General features: G+C 63.5%; 18 protein-coding genes. 12 read left to right on the top strand and 6 right to left on the bottom strand.

The window, feature by feature from the left end; genetic code table 11:
- The first annotated feature begins 95 nt into the window (after nucleotides 1–95).
- Complete coding sequence (locus AC1DX4_RS15845) at nucleotides 96–884, top strand: class I SAM-dependent methyltransferase (RefSeq protein ID WP_027042359.1); 789 nt, start codon at nucleotides 96–98, stop codon at nucleotides 882–884.
- Nucleotides 885–962: 78 nt separating this feature from the next.
- On the opposite strand, the gene AC1DX4_RS15840 is transcribed toward AC1DX4_RS15845, so the two are convergent.
- From AC1DX4_RS15840 to AC1DX4_RS15830, 3 genes are all read right to left on the bottom strand, one after another.
- A complete protein-coding gene (locus AC1DX4_RS15840) occupies nucleotides 963–2333 on the bottom strand; it encodes an MFS transporter (protein ID WP_477221205.1) in 1371 nt (456 codons plus the stop codon).
- Nucleotides 2334–2433: 100 nt separating this feature from the next.
- A complete protein-coding gene (locus AC1DX4_RS15835; protein WP_477221204.1) occupies nucleotides 2434–3492 on the bottom strand; it encodes a glycerophosphodiester phosphodiesterase family protein in 1059 nt (352 codons plus the stop codon).
- Between the two features lie 96 nt (nucleotides 3493–3588).
- Nucleotides 3589–4797, bottom strand: a complete 1209-nt coding sequence (locus tag AC1DX4_RS15830; protein ID WP_477221203.1) for an acyltransferase family protein — start codon at nucleotides 4795–4797, stop codon at nucleotides 3589–3591.
- 123 nt (nucleotides 4798–4920) lie between these two features.
- On the opposite strand from AC1DX4_RS15830, the gene speB reads away from it, so the two are divergent.
- The 4 genes from speB to AC1DX4_RS15810 all read left to right on the top strand — a co-directional run bounded on the left by speB (nucleotide 4921) and on the right by AC1DX4_RS15810 (nucleotide 8128).
- Complete coding sequence (gene speB, locus AC1DX4_RS15825; RefSeq protein WP_477221202.1) at nucleotides 4921–5928, top strand: agmatinase; 1008 nt, start codon at nucleotides 4921–4923, stop codon at nucleotides 5926–5928.
- Nucleotides 5929–5958: 30 nt separating this feature from the next.
- The gene (gene argC / locus AC1DX4_RS15820; protein WP_477221201.1) at nucleotides 5959–6885 is read left to right on the top strand and encodes an N-acetyl-gamma-glutamyl-phosphate reductase; all 927 of its coding nucleotides are present in this window, start codon (nucleotides 5959–5961) and stop codon (nucleotides 6883–6885) included.
- Nucleotides 6885–7724, top strand: a complete 840-nt coding sequence (locus AC1DX4_RS15815) for an aminoglycoside phosphotransferase family protein (protein ID WP_477221200.1) — start codon at nucleotides 6885–6887, stop codon at nucleotides 7722–7724. Before argC ends, AC1DX4_RS15815 begins: the two co-directional genes overlap by 1 nt.
- An 80-nt stretch (nucleotides 7725–7804) precedes the next feature.
- Nucleotides 7805–8128, top strand: coding sequence for a hypothetical protein (locus AC1DX4_RS15810; RefSeq protein WP_477221199.1), 324 nt, complete (start codon nucleotides 7805–7807; stop codon nucleotides 8126–8128).
- Nucleotides 8129–8165: 37 nt separating this feature from the next.
- Here AC1DX4_RS15810 and AC1DX4_RS15805 read toward each other — a convergent pair whose 3' ends face one another.
- On the bottom strand, nucleotides 8166–9239 hold the full coding sequence (locus AC1DX4_RS15805) for a COX15/CtaA family protein (RefSeq protein WP_477221198.1): 1074 nt from the start codon (nucleotides 9237–9239) through the stop codon (nucleotides 8166–8168).
- Nucleotides 9240–9392: 153 nt separating this feature from the next.
- On the opposite strand from AC1DX4_RS15805, the gene AC1DX4_RS15800 reads away from it, so the two are divergent.
- A complete protein-coding gene (locus tag AC1DX4_RS15800) occupies nucleotides 9393–9608 on the top strand; it encodes a DUF2842 domain-containing protein (RefSeq protein ID WP_477221197.1) in 216 nt (71 codons plus the stop codon).
- A gap of 106 nt (nucleotides 9609–9714) precedes the next feature.
- Nucleotides 9715–10119: a hypothetical protein gene (locus AC1DX4_RS15795; RefSeq protein ID WP_477221196.1), complete on the top strand. Its 405-nt coding sequence runs from the start codon at nucleotides 9715–9717 to the stop codon at nucleotides 10117–10119.
- 52 nt (nucleotides 10120–10171) lie between these two features.
- Here AC1DX4_RS15795 and AC1DX4_RS15790 read toward each other — a convergent pair whose 3' ends face one another.
- Entirely contained in the window at nucleotides 10172–11230 is a 1059-nt protein-coding gene (locus AC1DX4_RS15790; protein WP_477221195.1) for a polysaccharide deacetylase family protein, read from the bottom strand.
- A gap of 91 nt (nucleotides 11231–11321) precedes the next feature.
- Here AC1DX4_RS15790 and AC1DX4_RS15785 point away from each other — a divergent pair, with 91 nt between their 5' ends.
- Nucleotides 11322–12551, top strand: coding sequence for a GNAT family N-acetyltransferase (locus tag AC1DX4_RS15785; protein WP_477221194.1), 1230 nt, complete (start codon nucleotides 11322–11324; stop codon nucleotides 12549–12551).
- 3 nt (nucleotides 12552–12554) lie between these two features.
- On the opposite strand, the gene AC1DX4_RS15780 is transcribed toward AC1DX4_RS15785, so the two are convergent.
- The gene (locus tag AC1DX4_RS15780) at nucleotides 12555–13268 is read right to left on the bottom strand and encodes a GntR family transcriptional regulator (protein ID WP_477221193.1); all 714 of its coding nucleotides are present in this window, start codon (nucleotides 13266–13268) and stop codon (nucleotides 12555–12557) included.
- A gap of 262 nt (nucleotides 13269–13530) precedes the next feature.
- On the opposite strand from AC1DX4_RS15780, the gene AC1DX4_RS15775 reads away from it, so the two are divergent.
- The 4 genes from AC1DX4_RS15775 to AC1DX4_RS15760 all read left to right on the top strand — a co-directional run bounded on the left by AC1DX4_RS15775 (nucleotide 13531) and on the right by AC1DX4_RS15760 (nucleotide 17883).
- Nucleotides 13531–14619 (top strand): ABC transporter ATP-binding protein, encoded by a 1089-nt coding sequence (locus AC1DX4_RS15775; RefSeq protein ID WP_477221192.1) that lies wholly within the window; start codon nucleotides 13531–13533, stop codon nucleotides 14617–14619.
- A gap of 34 nt (nucleotides 14620–14653) precedes the next feature.
- Nucleotides 14654–15943, top strand: coding sequence for an ABC transporter substrate-binding protein (locus tag AC1DX4_RS15770; RefSeq protein ID WP_475451175.1), 1290 nt, complete (start codon nucleotides 14654–14656; stop codon nucleotides 15941–15943).
- A gap of 211 nt (nucleotides 15944–16154) precedes the next feature.
- Nucleotides 16155–17063: an ABC transporter permease gene (locus AC1DX4_RS15765; RefSeq protein ID WP_477221191.1), complete on the top strand. Its 909-nt coding sequence runs from the start codon at nucleotides 16155–16157 to the stop codon at nucleotides 17061–17063.
- 1 nt (nucleotide 17064) lies between these two features.
- Nucleotides 17065–17883 (top strand): ABC transporter permease, encoded by an 819-nt coding sequence (locus AC1DX4_RS15760; RefSeq protein ID WP_477221190.1) that lies wholly within the window; start codon nucleotides 17065–17067, stop codon nucleotides 17881–17883.
- Nucleotides 17884–17885 lie beyond the last annotated feature (2 nt).

Genomic DNA, 17885 nt, shown 5'->3' with positions numbered 1-17885 from the left:
AAGTCGCGCGCGGCGCGGCACGATGCTACGAAACAGGGACCAGCCTTTCCGGTCCAAAGGATATCTGGATAGGTAATTCTAAGGGGATATCTCAGATGTCGTCACCCGAACCGATCAAATTCACCGACGGCGCGGCTTACGAGCGCTTCATGGCTCCCTGGAGCCGATCCGCCGGGGCTTTGTTCCTCGACTGGCTGGCGCCGGACTCCGGACGGGCCTGGGTTGATGTCGGTGCCGGCAACGGCGCGTTCACTGAGCTCATTCTAGCGAAGTCCGCCCCTTCGTCCGTGTGCGCGATCGATCCCTCCGACGCGCAGATTGCGACTGCTCGGCAAAAAATCTCGGCAAAGCAGGTCGAGCTGTCGATTGGCGATGCGATGGCCCTTCCCTACGACGCCAACCGCTTCGACGTCGCGGTGATGGCGCTGGTGCTGTTCTTCGTCCCCGATCCGCGCAAGGGCGCCTCGGAAATGCTCCGCGTCACCAAGCCCGGCGGCATTGTCGCGTCCTACACCTGGGACGTCATGCGCGGCGGCACCCCTACGCAGCATTTGTGGGAGGAGATGGACGCGATGGGCAAACCGGCCGCACGTCCGCCGAGCGCGGAGGTCTCGCGTTTCGCGGCGCTGAAGGCGCTTTGGGCGGAGCTCGGCATCCGCGATGTCGAGACGCGCGAGCTTGTCGTCGAACGCACCTTCGCTGACTTCGACGATTATTGGCTATCCATGGTCGTGAGCAGCCCGAGCGGAATCGTCGGAAAGCTGTCGGATGCGGAGAGCGCGGAGCTGAAACGCCGACTAAAGGACAGACTGCCGGCAAGCGCCACGGGAGCGATCACGGTTCACGCCTGGTCGACGGCGATCAAGGGGCGAAAGGCCGCTTAATGCGTGCGGCGCTTTACGTCGCCGCTTTCGGCAATCGAAAAGGCCGCCTCCGGGCGGCCTTCTTGCATTTGCGCGTCCTTATCCGGCGGAATGGTCGGCGTCGCCTATGAACAGGAACGCGCAGACTGCCGAGAACGCCACCGCGAGCGCAGAGGCGAGGAAAGCAATCTGCATGCCCTGGATCGTGCCCAGCGCCAAAGCGGAGCCAAACAGCGCGACGCCGATCGCTCCACCCGATTGGCGCACTGTATTGAGCACGCCCGAAGCTGTTCCCGACATCGCCGTCGGCACGGACGACAACAGCGCCGTGGTCATGGCGGGCACGGCGAGACCGATGCCGATCGGCAGGAACAGCAGCCGCCACAGCAGCGACAGGTAGGATGTATCGGCCTGGATCGGCGCCATCAGGCCGAAACCGACCGCACCGAGAAGCAGGCCGATCGCCATCGGCAAGCGTGAGCCATAGGTCGCCGCGATGCGTCCGGCGGCGACATTCGACACGGTGACCGCCGCCATGAAGGGCAGGAAGGCGAGCCCGGTCATCTCGGGCGAAAAATGCCTTTCCTTCTGGAAGTAGAGGCTGAGCATGAAGATCGTGCCGTAGAGCGTCAGGTTGACCGCCAGCCCGACGAGGCTCGTCACCGCCGGGATGCGGCTGGCAAACAGCTTTAACGGAAACATTGGCGCCTTGCTCCAGCTCTCGACCAGCAGGAACAGGCTTCCAGCCACCACCGCCAACATCAATCCGCCAATGACCGGCAAGGAAGTCCAGCCTGACGATCCGGTTTCGATGAAGGCGCCGGTCAGCGAAAACAGTGTCAGCACGACAAGCCCCTGCCCGGCCAAGTCGATCGGCGGTTTCTCGGCCTTCAGCGGTGTTTCCTCAAGGAATCGGTAGGCCATCCAGATGGCGAGAGCGCCGATGGGCAGGTTGACCAGAAAAATGCTGGCCCAGCCGAGCGACGCGACCATGAAGCCGCCGAGCACCGGCCCGGCCGAAAGCGCGATGCCGCCCGCCGCTGTCCACAGGCCGACGGCACGCGCCCGGCGCGGCTTGTCCGACGCATAGGCACGGTTGAGCAGCGCCAGCGAACACGGCATCAGCAAGGCCGCGCCCGCGCCTTGCACGGCGCGCGCCGCGATCAGCACCCAAGGGCTCTGCGCCAGGCCGCAGACCAGCGAAGCGATGCTGAACAATGCCATGCCGCCGACGAACACACGGCGGGCGCCGATCCTGTCGCCGAGCGCGCCGCCGGCGAGCAGCAGCGAGGCGAAGGCCAGCGTGTAGGCGTCAACCACCCATTGCAGGCCGCCTATGCCCATCGACAGCGCCGCGCCGATCCTGTTCAGCGCGACATTGACGATGGAGACATCGAGCTGCACCACCACGAAACCGAGACTGGTCGCGGCGACGGTGGCGGCATAGGCGGCGCGGGGCTTGAAAACCATGGTGTCAGGCATACCCATGGATAACGGGTTTTCACTGACACCGTTCCGTCAGGAGAGGCCAGCCTGCGACAACTAGGCCGGGACGCCGATCACGGGCAAATCAATTGATGCTGGCAGTCGCGGCGGGCTCAACGCGTTCGCCCGTCCCGGCATAAGGCACGCGATAGCCGTTCGCCGCCAGCCAGTCGATGGCCGCCTTCGGCTCGTCGGTCTGGATGATGGTGGCACCACGATCGGCCCAGAAACCCCAGGCTTCGCGCGGCAGGCTGGCCTGCACCGCCAGTTCGTCACCACGGCCGCCGGCGAGGAAGCCGCCCGGCTTGTTGACGATGGCGTAGGTGTCGGCCCAGATGTGCCAGTTGCCGCGCACCGCTGCCGCGCGCATGCGCGTGCTGAACAGCGGTCCGCCGGTTTCGGTCAGCGTTTCGGCGCCCGCCCGCCAGTTGATCAGTTCGATGGCGCGCGGCGCAAATGCGTAGTCGACCGTTTCGGCGAAACCGGCATCGTGCACGGCGTCGTCGGCGATGATCGGCATGAACTGGAAGCCGCCGCCGATGGCGGCCATGGCTGATTTGACCGTGGTGATCCGGTTCTGGTTCCAGAGGTTCTCCTTGACGATGACCTGGTCGGCCATGCCGAGATCGCGCGCCACGGCGATCATGCCCGGGAGGTCGCCGACTTCGAGTTTGTTGTCGAGATTGATGAGGATCCTGTCCCTGGTCGCCAGCAGCATCTCGCGCAGTGTCGAGACCCTCTCGTCGGTGACGGCGCGCGTGCCCTCGACCACCAACCGGCATGTCTTCAGTTCAGCCAGCGTGTATTTGACCACCTCGCCCATGCAGGTCGTGGTGCGGTCGAGCCAGCTGTCATGCATGACGACGAGCTCGCCATCCTTGGAACGCCTGATATCGACCTCGACAATCTCGGCGCCCATGGCGATCGAGCCTTCGACGGCAGCCAGCGAATTTTCCGCATAGAGCGTCTTGCCGGCCTGCATGCTGCCGGCCCGGTGCGCGGCCACCATGACATGGTCACGCCACTGGTTGGCATGCTCGAAGCGGTCAAGGATCTGCCTGGCGTGGCTTTCGCCGGCCGAGACCTGACCGGAGGCGACCGCGAATGCCGTGGAAAGCAGAAGGCTCAGCCAGATTGTCCGCATCGAGAATCGCTCCTTGCCGGATCGAAGCCGGAATAGGCGATCCCCGTGACAGGTGGGTGAACGAAGCCGGCTAGCGGCTTTCGCAAGAAGCCGGCGTCAGATGCGCTTCGAGAGCCGGCGGAACCACGCCATCGCAGGCATTTCGACCAGGCGCCAGGTGATCCATGACGCGGCGATGGTGGCAACGAGCATGACGACGATCGCCACGGTCCCGGCCCAGCCGGCGCCGAAGCCGATCGTGGGTTCGCCGCGCAGCACGATGTCGCCGAAGAAGCCGAGGCCGAGCTTGCGCTCGACGAGCCCGGCAACGTTGATCAGGCGCGTCTGGATGAAGAGGTGGACCATGTAGATGGAGTAGGACAGCGCGCCGAGCGTCAGCATGAACGGCGTTCGCAGCAAGGCAGAAATCCAGCCGCCTTCATGGGCAAAGAGAAACAGCGCCAGGACAAACACCAGGGGCGCGGCGATGCCGAAATCATTGCTGCCCGCCAGCGAGACAAAAAGCACGATGACCGCCACCATGACGATTTCGGCAAGGGTCCAGCTGAGCCGCGGGCCGCTCCTGGCGAGGAGGTGTCGCGCGCCTGCAATGGAATCATGCTGAAACCACGCCAGCAGGGCGCCGAGCGAGAAGCCGTAGAGGCAGCGGATGAAGCCGAAATCGTAGGACACATCCATATGATGCGTGGAGAAACCGAGCAGAAACAGCGGCGCGGTGACAGCGGCGGCAACGAACCATACCCAGGCACGCGCGCCGGCGATGAAGACCACGCCTGCAAACAGGAGATAGGCGAAGAACTCCGCCGAAATGCTCCAGCTCGGCGCATTCCAGGTCAGTTGATCTTCGAAGCCCATCCCTTGCAGCAGCAGCAGATTGGCCAGCAGACTCCTAGGGTCGAAACCGCCGGTAAAGGGGGCAGCGCCGGTGCCATGCAGTTGCGGCAGCACCAGCCGCAGCAGTTCGAAACCGGCGAAAGCGGCGAGCATAAGCAGATGCAGCGGGTAAATACGGCCGAACCGCACCAAAGCGAAGCGGGCGACCTGTGCCGGCTGGCTCAGCCGCTCGGCGTAGCTGCTGGCGATGACGAAGCCGGAAAGGACGAAGAAGAAGTCGACGAAAAGATAGGACGAACCGATGAAGCTGCTCTGCGAGATCGCGGAAGCGGTCGGAAAATGAAACAGCGCCACCAGCAGGGCGCAGATGCCGCGCCACGAATCGAGAACCTGGAAGCGTTCGCCGGCGACCGTGCCGGTGTGGGTCGACACCACGGCATCGGACGGATTAAGAAACGCGGTCTGCGTCATGATGGGACAAATCCTGTCTTGTCGTGGCACCCGGGCGGCGCCGTTTCGTCTCGCCAAGCTGTGACTGGCATCTTCCATGCCGGTTCTGTAGTTGTTGCACCCCGATGAAAACGAGGACCCGTAATGGCGACCAAGAACATCGACCACGCCTTCACCGCCCGCTCCAAAACGGGCGGCGCCCTTGAGCCGACCTATTCCGGCGCGCTGTCATTCATGCGGCGCAAATACACCAAGGACGTGAAGGGCGCCGATGCGGTGGTGTGGGGCATTCCCTTCGACGCCGCCGTCACCAACCGGCCCGGCGCCCGTTTCGGGCCGCAGGCTATACGCCGCGCCTCGGCGATCCTCGACAATGATCCGCAGTACCCGTTCTCGCGCGATTTGTTCGAGCATCTCGCCGTGGTCGACTATGGCGATTGCCTGCTCGACTCCGGCAACCATCAGAAGACGCCCGGCACGATCGAGCGCGAAGCGACTAAGATCCTGAAGTCGGGCGCCTTCCTTTTGACGCTCGGCGGCGACCATTTCGTCACCTGGCCGCTGCTCAAGGCGCATGCCGCCATCCACGGACCGCTCGCTCTGGTGCAATTCGACGCGCATCAGGACACGTGGGAGGATGACGGCAAGCGCATCGACCACGGATCCTTCGTCGGTCGCGCGGTCAAGGAAGGCATCATCGATCCAGACCGCTCGATCCAGATCGGCATCCGCACGCACGCGCCCGACACGTTCGGCATCAAGATCCTCTACGGCCACGAGATCGAGGAGATGCGCGCTTCCGACATCGCCTACGCCATCGTCGACCGCACCGGCGGCAAGAAAACGTATCTGACCTTCGACATCGACTGCCTCGACCCGGCCTATGCGCCCGGAACCGGCACGCCGGTGGCCGGAGGACCGTCCTCGGCGAAGATCCTGTCGACGCTGCGCCAGCTCAACCAGATCGATATTGTCGGCGCCGATGTCGTTGAGGTTGCGCCGGCCTATGATCACGCCGATATAACGGCGATTGCCGGCTCGATGGTGGCCATGCAGTATCTCGGCCTGCTGGCGGAGCGGAAGGCACGGCAGGTAGAGATGAACAACGGCAACCACAACGGTGCCGCGGTGAATCACGGCAACGGCATATAGTGTTGAAATATCAGGGAATTTGATCAGGTCATGAAACCGAAAATCTTCATCGACGGCGAACACGGCACAACCGGCCTGCAGATCCGCGCGCTGCTTGCCGAGCGTGGCGACCTGGAGATCATTTCCATTCCCACCGAGCGCCGCAAGGAAACGGCGGCGCGCGCCGAATTCCTCAATGCCGCCGATGTCGCGATCCTGTGCCTGCCCGACGATGCGGCGAAGGAAAGCGTTTCGCTGATCGCCAACGACACCACCAAAGTCATCGATGCATCGACCGCGCATCGCGTCGCCGAAGGCTGGGCCTACGGCTTCGCCGAAATGGACAAGGATCAGGCGAAGACCATCGCCACCGCCAAGCGCGTCGCCAATCCCGGCTGCTGGCCGCAAGGACCGATCGCAGCGCTGCGGCCGCTGGTCACCGCTGGCCTGCTGCCGGCCGATTTCCCGATCACCGTCAACGGTATTTCGGGCTATTCGGGTGGCGGACGCCCGATGATCGAGGATTATGTCGCCAAGGGCGAGGACGCCTCGGAGTTCGTACCCTATGGCCTCACCCTGCAGCACAAGCATGTGCCCGAGCTGCGGGCCTACGCAAAACTGTCGCATGACCCGATCATGCAGCCTGCGGTCGGCAATTTCGCGCAAGGGATGATCACCGTCGTGCCGCTGCAACTCGGCAGCCTCGACCATGTGCCGACAGGTGCGGAGCTTCATGCGGCCATTGCCGACCATTTCGCCGCCATCAAGGGCGGCGTGGTCGAGGTGGCGCCCTATGCGCATCTGGAGCGCATGCCGGACATCGATCCCGAGATCTACAACGGCACCAACCGCATGAAGGTCTATGTCTTTGCCAACGACAAGCGCGCGCAGGCGCTGCTGCTGGCGGTCTACGACAATCTCGGCAAGGGCGCCTCGGGTGCAGCCGTCCAGAACATGGACCTGATGCTCGGCCTCTGATGGACGCACCAGCCTTTCCGGCGCGCTGGAAGGTCAGCGCGCCCGAACTCATTGCCGAGACCTTTTCAAGCCGCATCTGGAAGGTTGTTCGCGAGGATGGCTCGCCGGCCGTCGTCAAGGCGCTCAAGCCTTTCGACGATGTCGCCGACGAATTGCGTGGCGAACATTTCCTGGCCTGGCGGCGTGGCGAAGGCGCTGTGCGCCTGCTTGGCCGCGACGGCCACTCGATGCTGCTCGAATATGGCGGCGACACCCTGCTTACGCGGGTTCTCGATGAACAGGGCGACAACGCCGCGACCACAATCGCGGCTGAGGTCATGGCAAAACTGTTTTTGCCTGGGAAAGCCCCCTTCCCGCCCCAGCTTCAGCCGCTCAGAGAGCGGTACGCCAGCCTGTTCAAGAAGGCGAAGACCGACCGCGACGCCAGCGACGACAGCCTCTATGTCGAGGCCGCCGCCATCGCCGAACGGTTGCTGGACGATCCGCATGACGTCAGGCCCCTGCATGGCGACCTCCACCACGACAACATCCTGCACGGGCCGCGCGGCTGGCTGGTGATCGATCCGAAGGGCGTGCTCGGCGATCCCTGCTTCGATGCCGCCAACATGTTCTACAATCCGCTCGATCGTGACGAACTCTGCCTCGATCCCCTGCGGATCGCGCACATGGCCGAAGTCTTTGCGAGCACGCTGGGGCAATCACCGGCAGCGATACTGGACCATGCCATCGCCTATGGCTGCCTGTCCGCGGCCTGGCACCACGAGGACGACAATGCGGTCGAGGAGAACCGCGAACTGTCGATCGCCCAGGCGATCCGGGCTGTGCGGGCAAGTTTCTGATCAAGCGAGGGTATTGGTAAACACTTATTTACCATGATCGGCTACTGACCATGTCCTGGCTCCCACCTCAAGGATTTGTCATGGTCAGCGCGATCTCGGGTTCGTCCTCCGCAATCCAGTATTCCTCGTCCAGTTCCTCGAGCAATGCAGCCCAGGAGGCCGCGCTCGAAAAGCAGATTCAGGATCTGGAAGACCAGGCCAAGGCGATCAAGGATCAGGTTCAGGCTGCCCAGGTGCAGCAGGATATCGCCACGGCCCAGGCCAAGCTCGATGCTCTCAGAGCCGCCGACGCCGACAAGGCAGCGAAAGCCGCTCAGAGCCAGTCAACGCCGTCCGCAGCCGCTGTGCGCCAGGCGGAATTCGACGGCGAGAAAACCACGCAATCCAACGAATTCTGGATGTGACGGCCGATAAGGCTCGGGATCAGCTCCTGACCGAGATCTATTGCGGCAAGGGGTAAGCCCCCTTGGTGCCGCGCCAGTGCGCGGCGGCAAAGCCCAGCACGATCAGCGCAAACCCCTGATGTGTCAGCGCCATATGCAGCGGCACATGCATCAGCAGCGTGCCGATGCCGATCGAGGCCTGCACCAGCACCAGCACAAACAACAGCGTCGCACGGCGGGCATGGGTTGAGCCGGGCAGCCGCCGACGCGTGGCGATCATATGCCAGAGCGCGACGGCGAAGACCGTATAGGCGCCGAGCCGGTGGATGAACTGCACCGTCTTCGGGCTCTCGAAGAAGTTGCGCCATGCCGGCTCGAGGATCAGCAGATCGCCGGGGATGATCTTGCCATCCATCAGCGGCCAGGTGTTGTAGCTCAAGCCGGCATCGAGCCCGGCGACCAGTCCGCCGAGATAGATCTGGATCAGCGCCAGAAGCACGATGAAGCCGGCCAGACGCTGTGTCGAACGATCGGCCGCAGGCTCGGAATGCGGCGCCAAGCCACGCGCAACGACCATGGTGGCAGTGAAGATCAGCGCCGCCAGCGTCAAATGCGTCGCCAGCCGGTACTGGCTCACCGACACACGATCGACCAGGCCGGAGGCGACCATCCACCAGCCGATGGCGCCCTGCAGGCCGCCGAGGAGCAGAATGCCGACGAGTTTCGGCCCAAGGCCGCGCTCGATGCGGCGGCTCACCCAGAAGACCAGCAGCGGCAAGGCAAAGACCAAGCCGCCGCTGCGCGCCAGCAAACGATGCGCCCATTCCCACCAGAAGATCGACTTGAACGCCTCGATGCTCATGCCCTTGTTGAGCTCGGTGTATTGCGGGATCTGCTGGTAGCGCTGGAATTCCTCTTGCCACTCGGTGTCGTTGAGCGGCGGGATGACGCCGTGGATCGGCTGCCATTCGGTGATCGAAAGACCGGACTCGGTAAGCCGGGTGGCGCCGCCGACCAGCACCAGCGCGAACAGCACCAGAAGCACGACGTAAAGCCAGCCGCGCACCATCGCCCGGTTGTACAGGTCGCGGTCGCGGGCAACGTATGGCGCGGCGGCTGATATGGCAGCCATGATCTTGTTCCCGGTAGGTTGAGGTGGCAGATTGGTGAACCATCGCATCCGTGCTGGCAAGACCGTGCAGCGCGGCACGCCGTCGCGCCTGATGTGGCGGGTTGCACGTGTCCTGCGTTCGGCCTAAGCGATAGCGATCAACGAGGCCAAGCCATGCCCATTCGCCTGAAAAAGCTGATCGGAATGTTCCTGCTGGTGGCACTGGTCATCATCTACGCGCTGGTCGCATCGGTCTTCGCCGTCGCCCGGCTGTCGGAATCGGGTCCGCTGGTGCAATTCCTGTTCTTCCTGTTCAGCGGCCTGCTCTGGGTGCTGCCGGCGATGGGCATCATCAAGTGGCTGATGCTGGAGCCGCGGGCGAAAAGCTGAACCAGCCTGCGCCGGTTCGCCGGGATCACGCATCAAAAACAGGATCGTGATTCATCAGCCAACGAGCAAAGGACTATCCTGACGGTGCTCACCTGGGGAGGCCGGCATGCTGAAAGGGATGGTCGCGGGACTGTTTTTTCTACTCGCCTCGCTCACCGCGTCGATCGCGGCAGCCGAAACCATCAACGTCTCGGACGACCATGGCGGCAGCGTCGCCGCCTACAGCCAGCGCTGGAAAGCGTTGGCGGCGCGTGGCGTCAATGTGCGCATTGTCGGCAAGTGCCAGTCCGCCTGCACGGTGCTGCTCGGCTATATCCCCCGCAGCCGCATATGCGTGATGCCGGCGGCGAGCTTCGGCTTCCACCTCGCCCACCGCACCGACATGACCGGCGTGTTGTGGAACGCTTACGCATCCGACATCCGCGGCTGGATCAACGCGCATGGCGGGTTGACGGCGAACCTCAAATGGATGAGCGCGCCAGACACCTACCGCTACTTCCATAAGTGCTGACAGTTTGCGGATGTGTCGGAGGTAGATCTTCGATATCAGGCCTGCCGGTCGGTCAGATGGTGACGAGCATCTTGCCGGCATTGGCGAGCGGCGTCGTCACACCCGACAGCATGGTGCGGATGTGGGCGAGGTTCTGATAGCGGCCATTGATCGAAATGCGCGGCAAGGCCTGCAGGAAGCCGGCATGTTCGGCGCGCAGCACGCCATGGCGTGTGGTTACGGCGGAGGTATAGCCGGCGTCACGGACAAAGCCGACTTCGCGGCAGCCGACAGCGCTGGCATAGCCATAGGGATAGGCGAAATGGCTGGGTTCCCTGCCGAGTTCGGCCCGCAACATGTCCTTTACAGCGCCGATTTCGTGGCGTGCATCGGCCTCGGAAAGCCGCTTCAGATTGCTGTGGTTGATCGTATGGGCGCCGATCGTCACCAGCGGATGCGCGGCGACGGTGCGAATCTCATCCCAGTTCATCAGTGTCCGCAGGCGCGGCGCATCGGCGTCGACACCATTTGCAGCGGCGAGATCACGCAGCACGGTCCGCAAATCCTCCTCGCGGATCTCGGTGGCGAGGTAGGCGTGCAGCCGGGCTATGGCCTGGGTTTTCCTGGCGGGGGTCGCGCAATCGATCACCGTTGGACCGTTCGAGGTCGCGAGCGTGAGGCGGTCGCACGCATTGACGATGTCCTCAGCCACGTCCCACCACAGATCGGCGGTGCCGTCGATCAGGCCGGGCGCGACATAGATGGTGATCGGCGCCCCGTGCTTTTCCAGCACCGGCAGGGCCTCGGTCATGTTGTCACGATAGGCATCGTCGGCGGTGATGGTGGCGAACCGGCCGCCCTTGCCGCCTGCCTTGATACGCTCCACGGCCTCGTCCATCGAGACGAAGGCATAGCCGTCCGCCTTCATGCCGGCGATCACCGCGTCGAGGAAACTGGGCGCGATGTTGAGGTGACGGTTGACGCTGTTTGGCTTCTCCGGTGTCGCCGTCACGCGGTGCAGCATCAGGATGGCGCCGATGCCGCCGACAAACGGTCTGGCCAGCGGTGCGAGGCCGGTATAGCGCGCGAAATTGAGCGCCAGCTTCCGGATTGCCTCCCCACCGTCGATCATTCATTCACCTTTTGCGCCTAGGCTGATCCAAGCACGGAACACGCCTGAGCGCTCCCCCAAATCGGGATCAATACGCCTTAAGGATTGAGGTATGGTTGACGCAATGGCGTCATTTGACGGCAATCGGCTTGCGGCGACCGAAGCTTCGCCACGCGCCCTGCCGAAGGATGCCGAGGTGCTATCGGTTTCCGTTGCCGCAGCCGAAGGGCTCGCGGCCTATGCGGGGTTTTGCAGCTCGGCGCTCTATGCGCCGGCTCAGGGCGCGACATGGATCCTGAACTGGGCCGCTGAGCTCAAGCCCGATCTCCTCGTCGCAACGCTCTCTCTTGAAGGCAAGCCGGTCTTCGCGCTGGCGCTGGAGGTCGTAAGCCAGGGGCCGTTCCGGGTTGCCCGTTTCATGGGCGGCCGCCATGCCAATGGTAATTTCGCAGCGGCCGACCGGCAATGGTTGGCCAGGGCTGACATCACGGCCATCCGCTCGATGTTTGCCGCCATCGCCAAGGCCCGCCCCAACATCGATCTCATCGCGCTGGAACGGTTGCTGCCCGATCTCGACGGCATCGCCAATCCGCTCGCATCGCTCGACCATTTCGCCAGCCCCAATCTTTCGCTGGCCGTCGATCTTGCCGGTGGCTTCGATGCCTTGCTGCTGCGCGCCAGCGGCAAGCGCAAACGCAAGAAACATCGTTCGCAGACGCGCAAGTTCGAGGTCGTCGGCAGCCACCGGCGCATCGAGGCACACACCTCAGACGAGGTGGACAGGTTGCTCGACGCCTTCTTCGAAATGAAGGAGCAGCGCTTCCGCAAGATGGGCATCGCCAACGTCTTCGGCGACGATCAGACCCGCGACTTCTTCCGAGGGCTGTTCACGCAAGCCCTGGCCGAGGACACGCCCTCTTTCGTGCTGCATGGCTTGGAGGTTGCCGGCAAGCTGCGCGCCGTCACCGGATCGAGCCGTTCCGGCAAGCGCCTGATCTGTGAGTTCGGCGCGATCGCCGAGGACGATCTCGCGCACAGCAGTCCCGGCGATTTCCTGTTCTTCGACAACATCCAGGAAGCCTGCGAGAAGGGTTTTGCCGTCTATGATTTCTCCGTCGGTGACGAGCCCTACAAGCGGCAATGGTGCGATATCGAAACCCGGCATTTCGAGGTGCTGGTGCCGCTGACGCTGAAGGGCCGCGCGCTGGCGCAGACGCTGCGCCAGGGCGCGCGGCTGAAGGCCTTCGTCAAGAACAGCCCGACAATCTGGAAGCTGACCAAGATGCTGCGCCGCAAGGCAGCGGGGCAGCCAGCGCCCGCTCACACGGACGACGAAAACTAGCGGTCAGAACTTGAGAGCCTCGCGGAGCGCTGGGCCGGCCCTGACGCGAAGGTCGAGATCGGCCTCGATGTGATCGATGTGGTGCAGCATCAAGCGGCTTGCCCGCTCGCAATCGCTGCTCTCCAGTGCACCGACAATTTCCGTGTGCTCGCTGTGCCCGCAGGCTGACACGCCGGACCGTCCGTAAAGCGCAATAACAAGCGAGGAGCGCGCGACCAGCTCCTCCATGAAGCGTTGCAGAATGGCGTTGCCGGCGACGGAGGCCAGCAGCAGATGGAAATCGCCTGACGCCTTGATCTCGGAACGCCGCGCGGTCGGGCCGCGCTCGGCGATGAAGCGGCCTTCCTCGTCGAGTTGCGCCTTGAAGGCGACGATGTCGGCTGATGTGACGCGTCCGCAGGCGGCAATGGCAATGCCCGGTTCGATCAACCGGCGCGAGGCGAAGACCTGGCGCGCCTCCTCGGGCGAAGGGTTGGCGACGAAGGCGCCGCGGTTGCGCTCGGTGCGCACCAGCCCTTCGAAGGACAGCATCTGCAAGGCAGCGCGCGCCACGGTGCGCGACACGTCGAACAGCGTGCCGACCTCGCCTTCCGAAAGCTTGGTGCCCGGCGCCAGCCGGCGGTCGACGATGGCGTCGCGCAGATTGTCGCGGATCGCCTGAGCGCGATCCTGATTGGCGCTGTCGGTGGCGGAATAGATCTGATCGGCAATATTCATGGCGATGGTGTTCCCGCCCTCTTCTAACGCGACTCGTCCTTCCCGCACGAGAGGCAAAGTGAACACGAAGGCAAAAAAAATTGCATACGATTCTTGTGCAGATCGCGCACAATCGCCCATAATTTGTGCAATGCACAAGACGGCCTCCCGGATAGGCAACAGCCGTAAATCCTGATTTTCCAGACAATTCAAAGACTTGTCCGTTCATCCCGAGATTGGCACGCATGATGCTTTGGTTAATGCGACCAAACGGGGAGCCTGAATGTCCAAAGCCGCCGAGATCGACATCGTGTCCGTTTCGAAAGTCTATGGAACCACGACCGCCGTCGAGGACATCAGCCTGAAGATACCGGCGGGCACTTATTGCTGCCTGCTTGGTCCCTCCGGCTGCGGCAAGACTTCGACGCTACGGATGATTGCCGGCCACGAAAGCATTTCGTCTGGTGATGTCCGGCTCGGCAACACCGTCGTCACCGACCTGCCGCCGGCCAAGCGCGGCACGGCGATGATGTTCCAGTCCTATGCGCTGTTCCCGCATCTCGACCTTATCGACAACGTCGCCTTCAGCCTGAAGATGAAGGGCGTCGACAAGGAAAAGCGCCGCGCCAAGGCGCTCGACATGCTGAAGCTGATGCAGATGGAGGCCTATGCGACGCGCCGGCCGGCGCAGCTTTCCGGCGGCCAGCAGCAGCGCGTGGCACTGGCCCGCGCCCTGATCACCGAGCCGGAAGCGCTGCTGCTCGACGAGCCGCTGTCGGCGCTCGACCCATTCCTGAAGATCCGCATGCGCGCCGAGCTGAAAAAATTGCAGACCTCGCTCGGCATCACCTTCGTCCATGTCACCCACAGCCAGGAGGAGGCGATGGCGCTCGCCGACCTGATCGTGGTGATGAATGACGGCCGCATCGAACAGGCGGCACCGCCGCGCGACGTCTTCGAGCGGCCGGCCACGGCCTTTGTCGCCCGCTTCATGGGCGATCACAATGTCATCTCCGGCCGGGTCACCGGCGCGCGCGACGGCATGGTCGTCTTCGACGTCAATGGCGGTGGCTCGCTCGCCGCCTGTGGGCAAGGCCAGGACGCGGGCGCGCCGATCGACATTGCCATCCGCACCGACCATGTGCGCATCGGCGACGCGCCCTCGCCTGGCCTCGGCTTCACCGGCATCGTCTCCAACATCGAATATCGCGGCGCCACGGTGAAGCTGTCGGTAACCGGCGCCGGCATCGACGATTTCACCGTCATCGTCGACGATTCCGACTTCTTCGCCAAACCCGTCGCCATCGGCGACGCCGTACCGCTCGCCTGGGATCCGCAAGACGCGATCGTCCTCGGCCGCCTCAATCCATGACTCCAACCAAGCAAAACAAGACAGGGGAATAGACATGACAGACACCATACAAACCAAGACTGGCATTTCGCGCCGCTCGCTGCTCAAGACGGGTGCGGCCGCCGTCGGCCTCGCCGCCGGCTCGGGCGTGATTACAGGCTTCCCGACCATCTGGGCGCAGTCCAACATTACGTTGCGCCAGTTCGGCACCGGTGTGTCCAACCTCAACGCCATCGCCGACAAGTGCAAGGCCGACCTCGGCATCACGCTGGAGATGACGGCGACCGATTCCGACGCCGCCGCCCAGCGCGCCGTGACCCAGCCCGACAGCTACGACATCGCCGATATCGAATACTGGATCTGCAAGAAGGTGTTCCCCACCGGCGTGCTGCAGCCGATGGATGTCAGCAAGCTGAAATATTACGACGAGCTGGTGCCGCTGTTCAAAACCGGCAAACTCACTCCCGACAGCGTGATTGCCCAGGGCACAGCGCCGCATACCGTCGGCTTCGTCGAGGCGCAGGACTCAAAGACCTTCGCCAAGGCGCCGACCAACTGGTTCACCATGGTGCCGACCATTTACAACGCCGATACTCTGGGCATCCGCCCCGACCTCGTCGGCCGCGACATCACCACCTGGGCCGACATCATGGACCCGGCCTTCAAGGGCAAGACCGCCATCCTCAACATCCCGTCCATCGGCATCATGGACGCCGCCATGATCATGGAAGCCACCGGCAACATCAAATATGCCGACAAGGGCAACATGACCAAGGACGAGATCGACAAGACGATCGACTTCCTGATCAAGGCCAAGCAGGCCGGCCAGTTCCGCGCCTTCTGGAAGTCCTTCGACGAGAGCGTCAATCTGATGGCGTCAGGCGAGGTCGTCATCCAGTCCATGTGGTCGCCGGCAGTGGCGGCCGTGCGTTCCAAGGGCATTGCCTGCCGCTTCCAGCCGCTCAAGGAAGGCTACCGCTCCTGGGGCGGCGGCCTTGGCCTCGCCGCCCACCTCAAGGGCGCCGAACTCGACGCGGCCTATGAATACATCAACTGGTACACGTCGGGCTGGGTCGGCGGCTACCTCAACCGCCAGGGCTACTACTCGGCCAACATGGTCTCGGCCAAGAAGTTCATGACCGAGGACGAGTGGGGCTACTGGATCGAGGGCAAGCCGGCCAAGGGCGAGATCAAGGCCCCGGACGGCACCGTCATGGAAAAGGCCGGCGCCGTGCGCGATGGCGGCTCGTTCGAAGAGCGCATGGGCAAGGTCGCCTGCTGGAACTCGGTGATGGACGAGGACCGCTACATGGTGAAGCGCTGGAACGAGTTCATCGCGGCGTAAGGGAACAAGCGCCGCCGCGCCTTCTCTTCCCCTTCTCCCCTTGTGGGAGAAGGTGGATTGGCGCGCAGCGCCAAGACGGATGAGGGGTGCGTGACGGAGTACCGTCATTGCCAAGCTGCAACACCCCTCATCCGACCTCACTTCGTGAGGCCACCTTCTCCCACAGGGGGAGAAGGAAAGGCCGCTCCGCAAACCTGCACCGAGAGCCTAGATGACAGTCGCGCTCGAACGCCCCGCAATCGCTGCGAAGCCCGCCCGACGACGACGCTTCTCCATCGGCGCCGTCACGCCCTATCTGCAGTCGGCTCCGCTGGCGCTGATCCTCGGCGCGTTCCTGCTTTTGCCCATCATCATGATCGTCGTCGTGTCCTTCTGGGATTACGACTTCGCCGCCATGTATCCGGATTTCCTGACCACCAACTATTCCGATGTTCTCGGCTCATGGGTCACCTGGAAGACCTATCTCAACACCATCAAATTCGCCGCCATCGTCTGGGCGCTGACCTTGTTCATCGGCTTCTGGGTCGCCTATTTCCTCGCCTTCCACATCCGCACCACGGCGATGCAGATGGTGCTGTTCCTGGTCTGCACCGTGCCGTTCCTGACCTCCAACATCATCCGCATGATCTCGTGGATCCCGGTGCTCGGTCGCAACGGGCTGATCAACTCGACACTGGTGCACATGGGTCTGGTGCCAAAACCCATCGAATGGCTGCTCTATTCCGAATTCGCCGTCGTGCTGGCCATGGTGCATCTCTACACGCTGTTCATGGTGACGCCGATCTTCAACACGCTGATGCGCATCGACCGCTCGCTGGTCGAGGCCGCGCGCGACGCCGGCGCCTCTGGCTGGCAGGTGCTGTGGAACGTCATCATCCCGCTGGCCAAGCCCGGCATGGCGATCGGCACCATCTTCGTCGTCACGCTGGTGATGGCCGATTTCTCCACCGTACAGGTGATGTCGGGCGGCCAGAGCGCGTCGGTGGCGCTGATGATGAAGAACCAGATGTCGCTGCTGCAATATCCGGCCGCCGCCGCCAACGCCGTGGTCCTTTTGGTGCTGGTGCTGCTGATGGTCGCCGGCATCCTGCGCATCGTCGATATCCGCCGGGAGCTTTGACGTGAGCCACGAAAAACGCACCCTCGAATTCTACGTGCTCGCCGCCTTCTTCGCGCTGTTCGTGCTGTTCCTCTATGGCCCGCTGTCGGCGATCCTGATCCTCTCCTTCCAGGGCGAGACCGGCGGCCTCACCTTCCCGCTAAACGGCGTGTCGCTGCACTGGTTCGCCAATCTGTTCGAGCGCCAGGCGGTCGGCGATTTCGGCGGCAGCTTCAAGCGTTCGCTGGTGCTGGGCCTGATGGTGATGGTCGTCACCGTCGTCGTGTCGCTGCTCGCCGGCCTCGCCTTCCGGCAAAAATTTCGCGGCGCCACCGCGCTGTTCTATCTGGCGGTCGCCAGTCTCGTCGTGCCCTCCATCATCATTTCGTTGGGCATCGGCGTCGTCTTCCAGCAGGTGGGCTTGCGCCCGGCCTGGTATACGTCGGCCTTCGGCGCGCATCTGACCTGGACCTTGCCGTTCGGTGTGCTCATCATGTTCGCCGTCTTCAACCGCTTCTCGCCGGCCTATGAAGAAGCCGCGCGCGACCTTGGCGCCACCTCCTGGCAGACCTTCGCTCATGTCGTGCTGCCGATGATCGCGCCGAGCCTGATCGGCGTCGGCCTGTTCGGCTTCACGCTGTCCTATGACGAGTTCGCCCGCACACTGATGACCTCAGGCACGTTCAACACGCTGCCGCTGGAAATTTACGGCATGACCACCAATGTCACGACGCCGGTGCTCTACGCGCTGGGCACGGTGACCACCGTATTCTCCTTCCTGGTGATCCTGATAACGCTGGGCGCCATCCTCTATGTCGGCCGCCGCCGGGCGAGAGTGTGATC

The sequence above is a fragment of the Mesorhizobium sp. P3_A8 genome, from assembly GCF_056402995.1.
The sequence above is the reverse complement of the archived record's forward strand: the minus strand, read 5'-3'. Positions and strand labels throughout refer to the sequence as shown.

Bases quoted from the DNA above. Each gene is read 5' to 3' on its own strand.
- AC1DX4_RS15785 (WP_477221194.1), top strand. From the start codon at position 11,322: ATGGTTGACGCAATGGCGTCATTTGACGGCAATCGGCTTGCGGCGACC.
- AC1DX4_RS15765 (WP_477221191.1), top strand. From the start codon at position 16,155: ATGACAGTCGCGCTCGAACGCCCCGCAATCGCTGCGAAGCCCGCCCGA.
- AC1DX4_RS15775 (WP_477221192.1), top strand. From the start codon at position 13,531: ATGTCCAAAGCCGCCGAGATCGACATCGTGTCCGTTTCGAAAGTCTAT.
- AC1DX4_RS15800 (WP_477221197.1), top strand. From the start codon at position 9,393: ATGCCCATTCGCCTGAAAAAGCTGATCGGAATGTTCCTGCTGGTGGCA.
- AC1DX4_RS15805 (WP_477221198.1), bottom strand. From the start codon at position 9,239: ATGGCTGCCATATCAGCCGCCGCGCCATACGTTGCCCGCGACCGCGAC.
- speB (WP_477221202.1), top strand. From the start codon at position 4,921: ATGGCGACCAAGAACATCGACCACGCCTTCACCGCCCGCTCCAAAACG.
- AC1DX4_RS15795 (WP_477221196.1), top strand. From the start codon at position 9,715: ATGCTGAAAGGGATGGTCGCGGGACTGTTTTTTCTACTCGCCTCGCTC.
- AC1DX4_RS15815 (WP_477221200.1), top strand. From the start codon at position 6,885: ATGGACGCACCAGCCTTTCCGGCGCGCTGGAAGGTCAGCGCGCCCGAA.
- AC1DX4_RS15780 (WP_477221193.1), bottom strand. From the start codon at position 13,268: ATGAATATTGCCGATCAGATCTATTCCGCCACCGACAGCGCCAATCAG.
- AC1DX4_RS15830 (WP_477221203.1), bottom strand. From the start codon at position 4,797: ATGACGCAGACCGCGTTTCTTAATCCGTCCGATGCCGTGGTGTCGACC.
- AC1DX4_RS15840 (WP_477221205.1), bottom strand. From the start codon at position 2,333: ATGGTTTTCAAGCCCCGCGCCGCCTATGCCGCCACCGTCGCCGCGACC.
- AC1DX4_RS15810 (WP_477221199.1), top strand. From the start codon at position 7,805: ATGGTCAGCGCGATCTCGGGTTCGTCCTCCGCAATCCAGTATTCCTCG.
- argC (WP_477221201.1), top strand. From the start codon at position 5,959: ATGAAACCGAAAATCTTCATCGACGGCGAACACGGCACAACCGGCCTG.
- AC1DX4_RS15835 (WP_477221204.1), bottom strand. From the start codon at position 3,492: ATGCGGACAATCTGGCTGAGCCTTCTGCTTTCCACGGCATTCGCGGTC.
- AC1DX4_RS15770 (WP_475451175.1), top strand. From the start codon at position 14,654: ATGACAGACACCATACAAACCAAGACTGGCATTTCGCGCCGCTCGCTG.
- AC1DX4_RS15845 (WP_027042359.1), top strand. From the start codon at position 96: ATGTCGTCACCCGAACCGATCAAATTCACCGACGGCGCGGCTTACGAG.
- AC1DX4_RS15790 (WP_477221195.1), bottom strand. From the start codon at position 11,230: ATGATCGACGGTGGGGAGGCAATCCGGAAGCTGGCGCTCAATTTCGCG.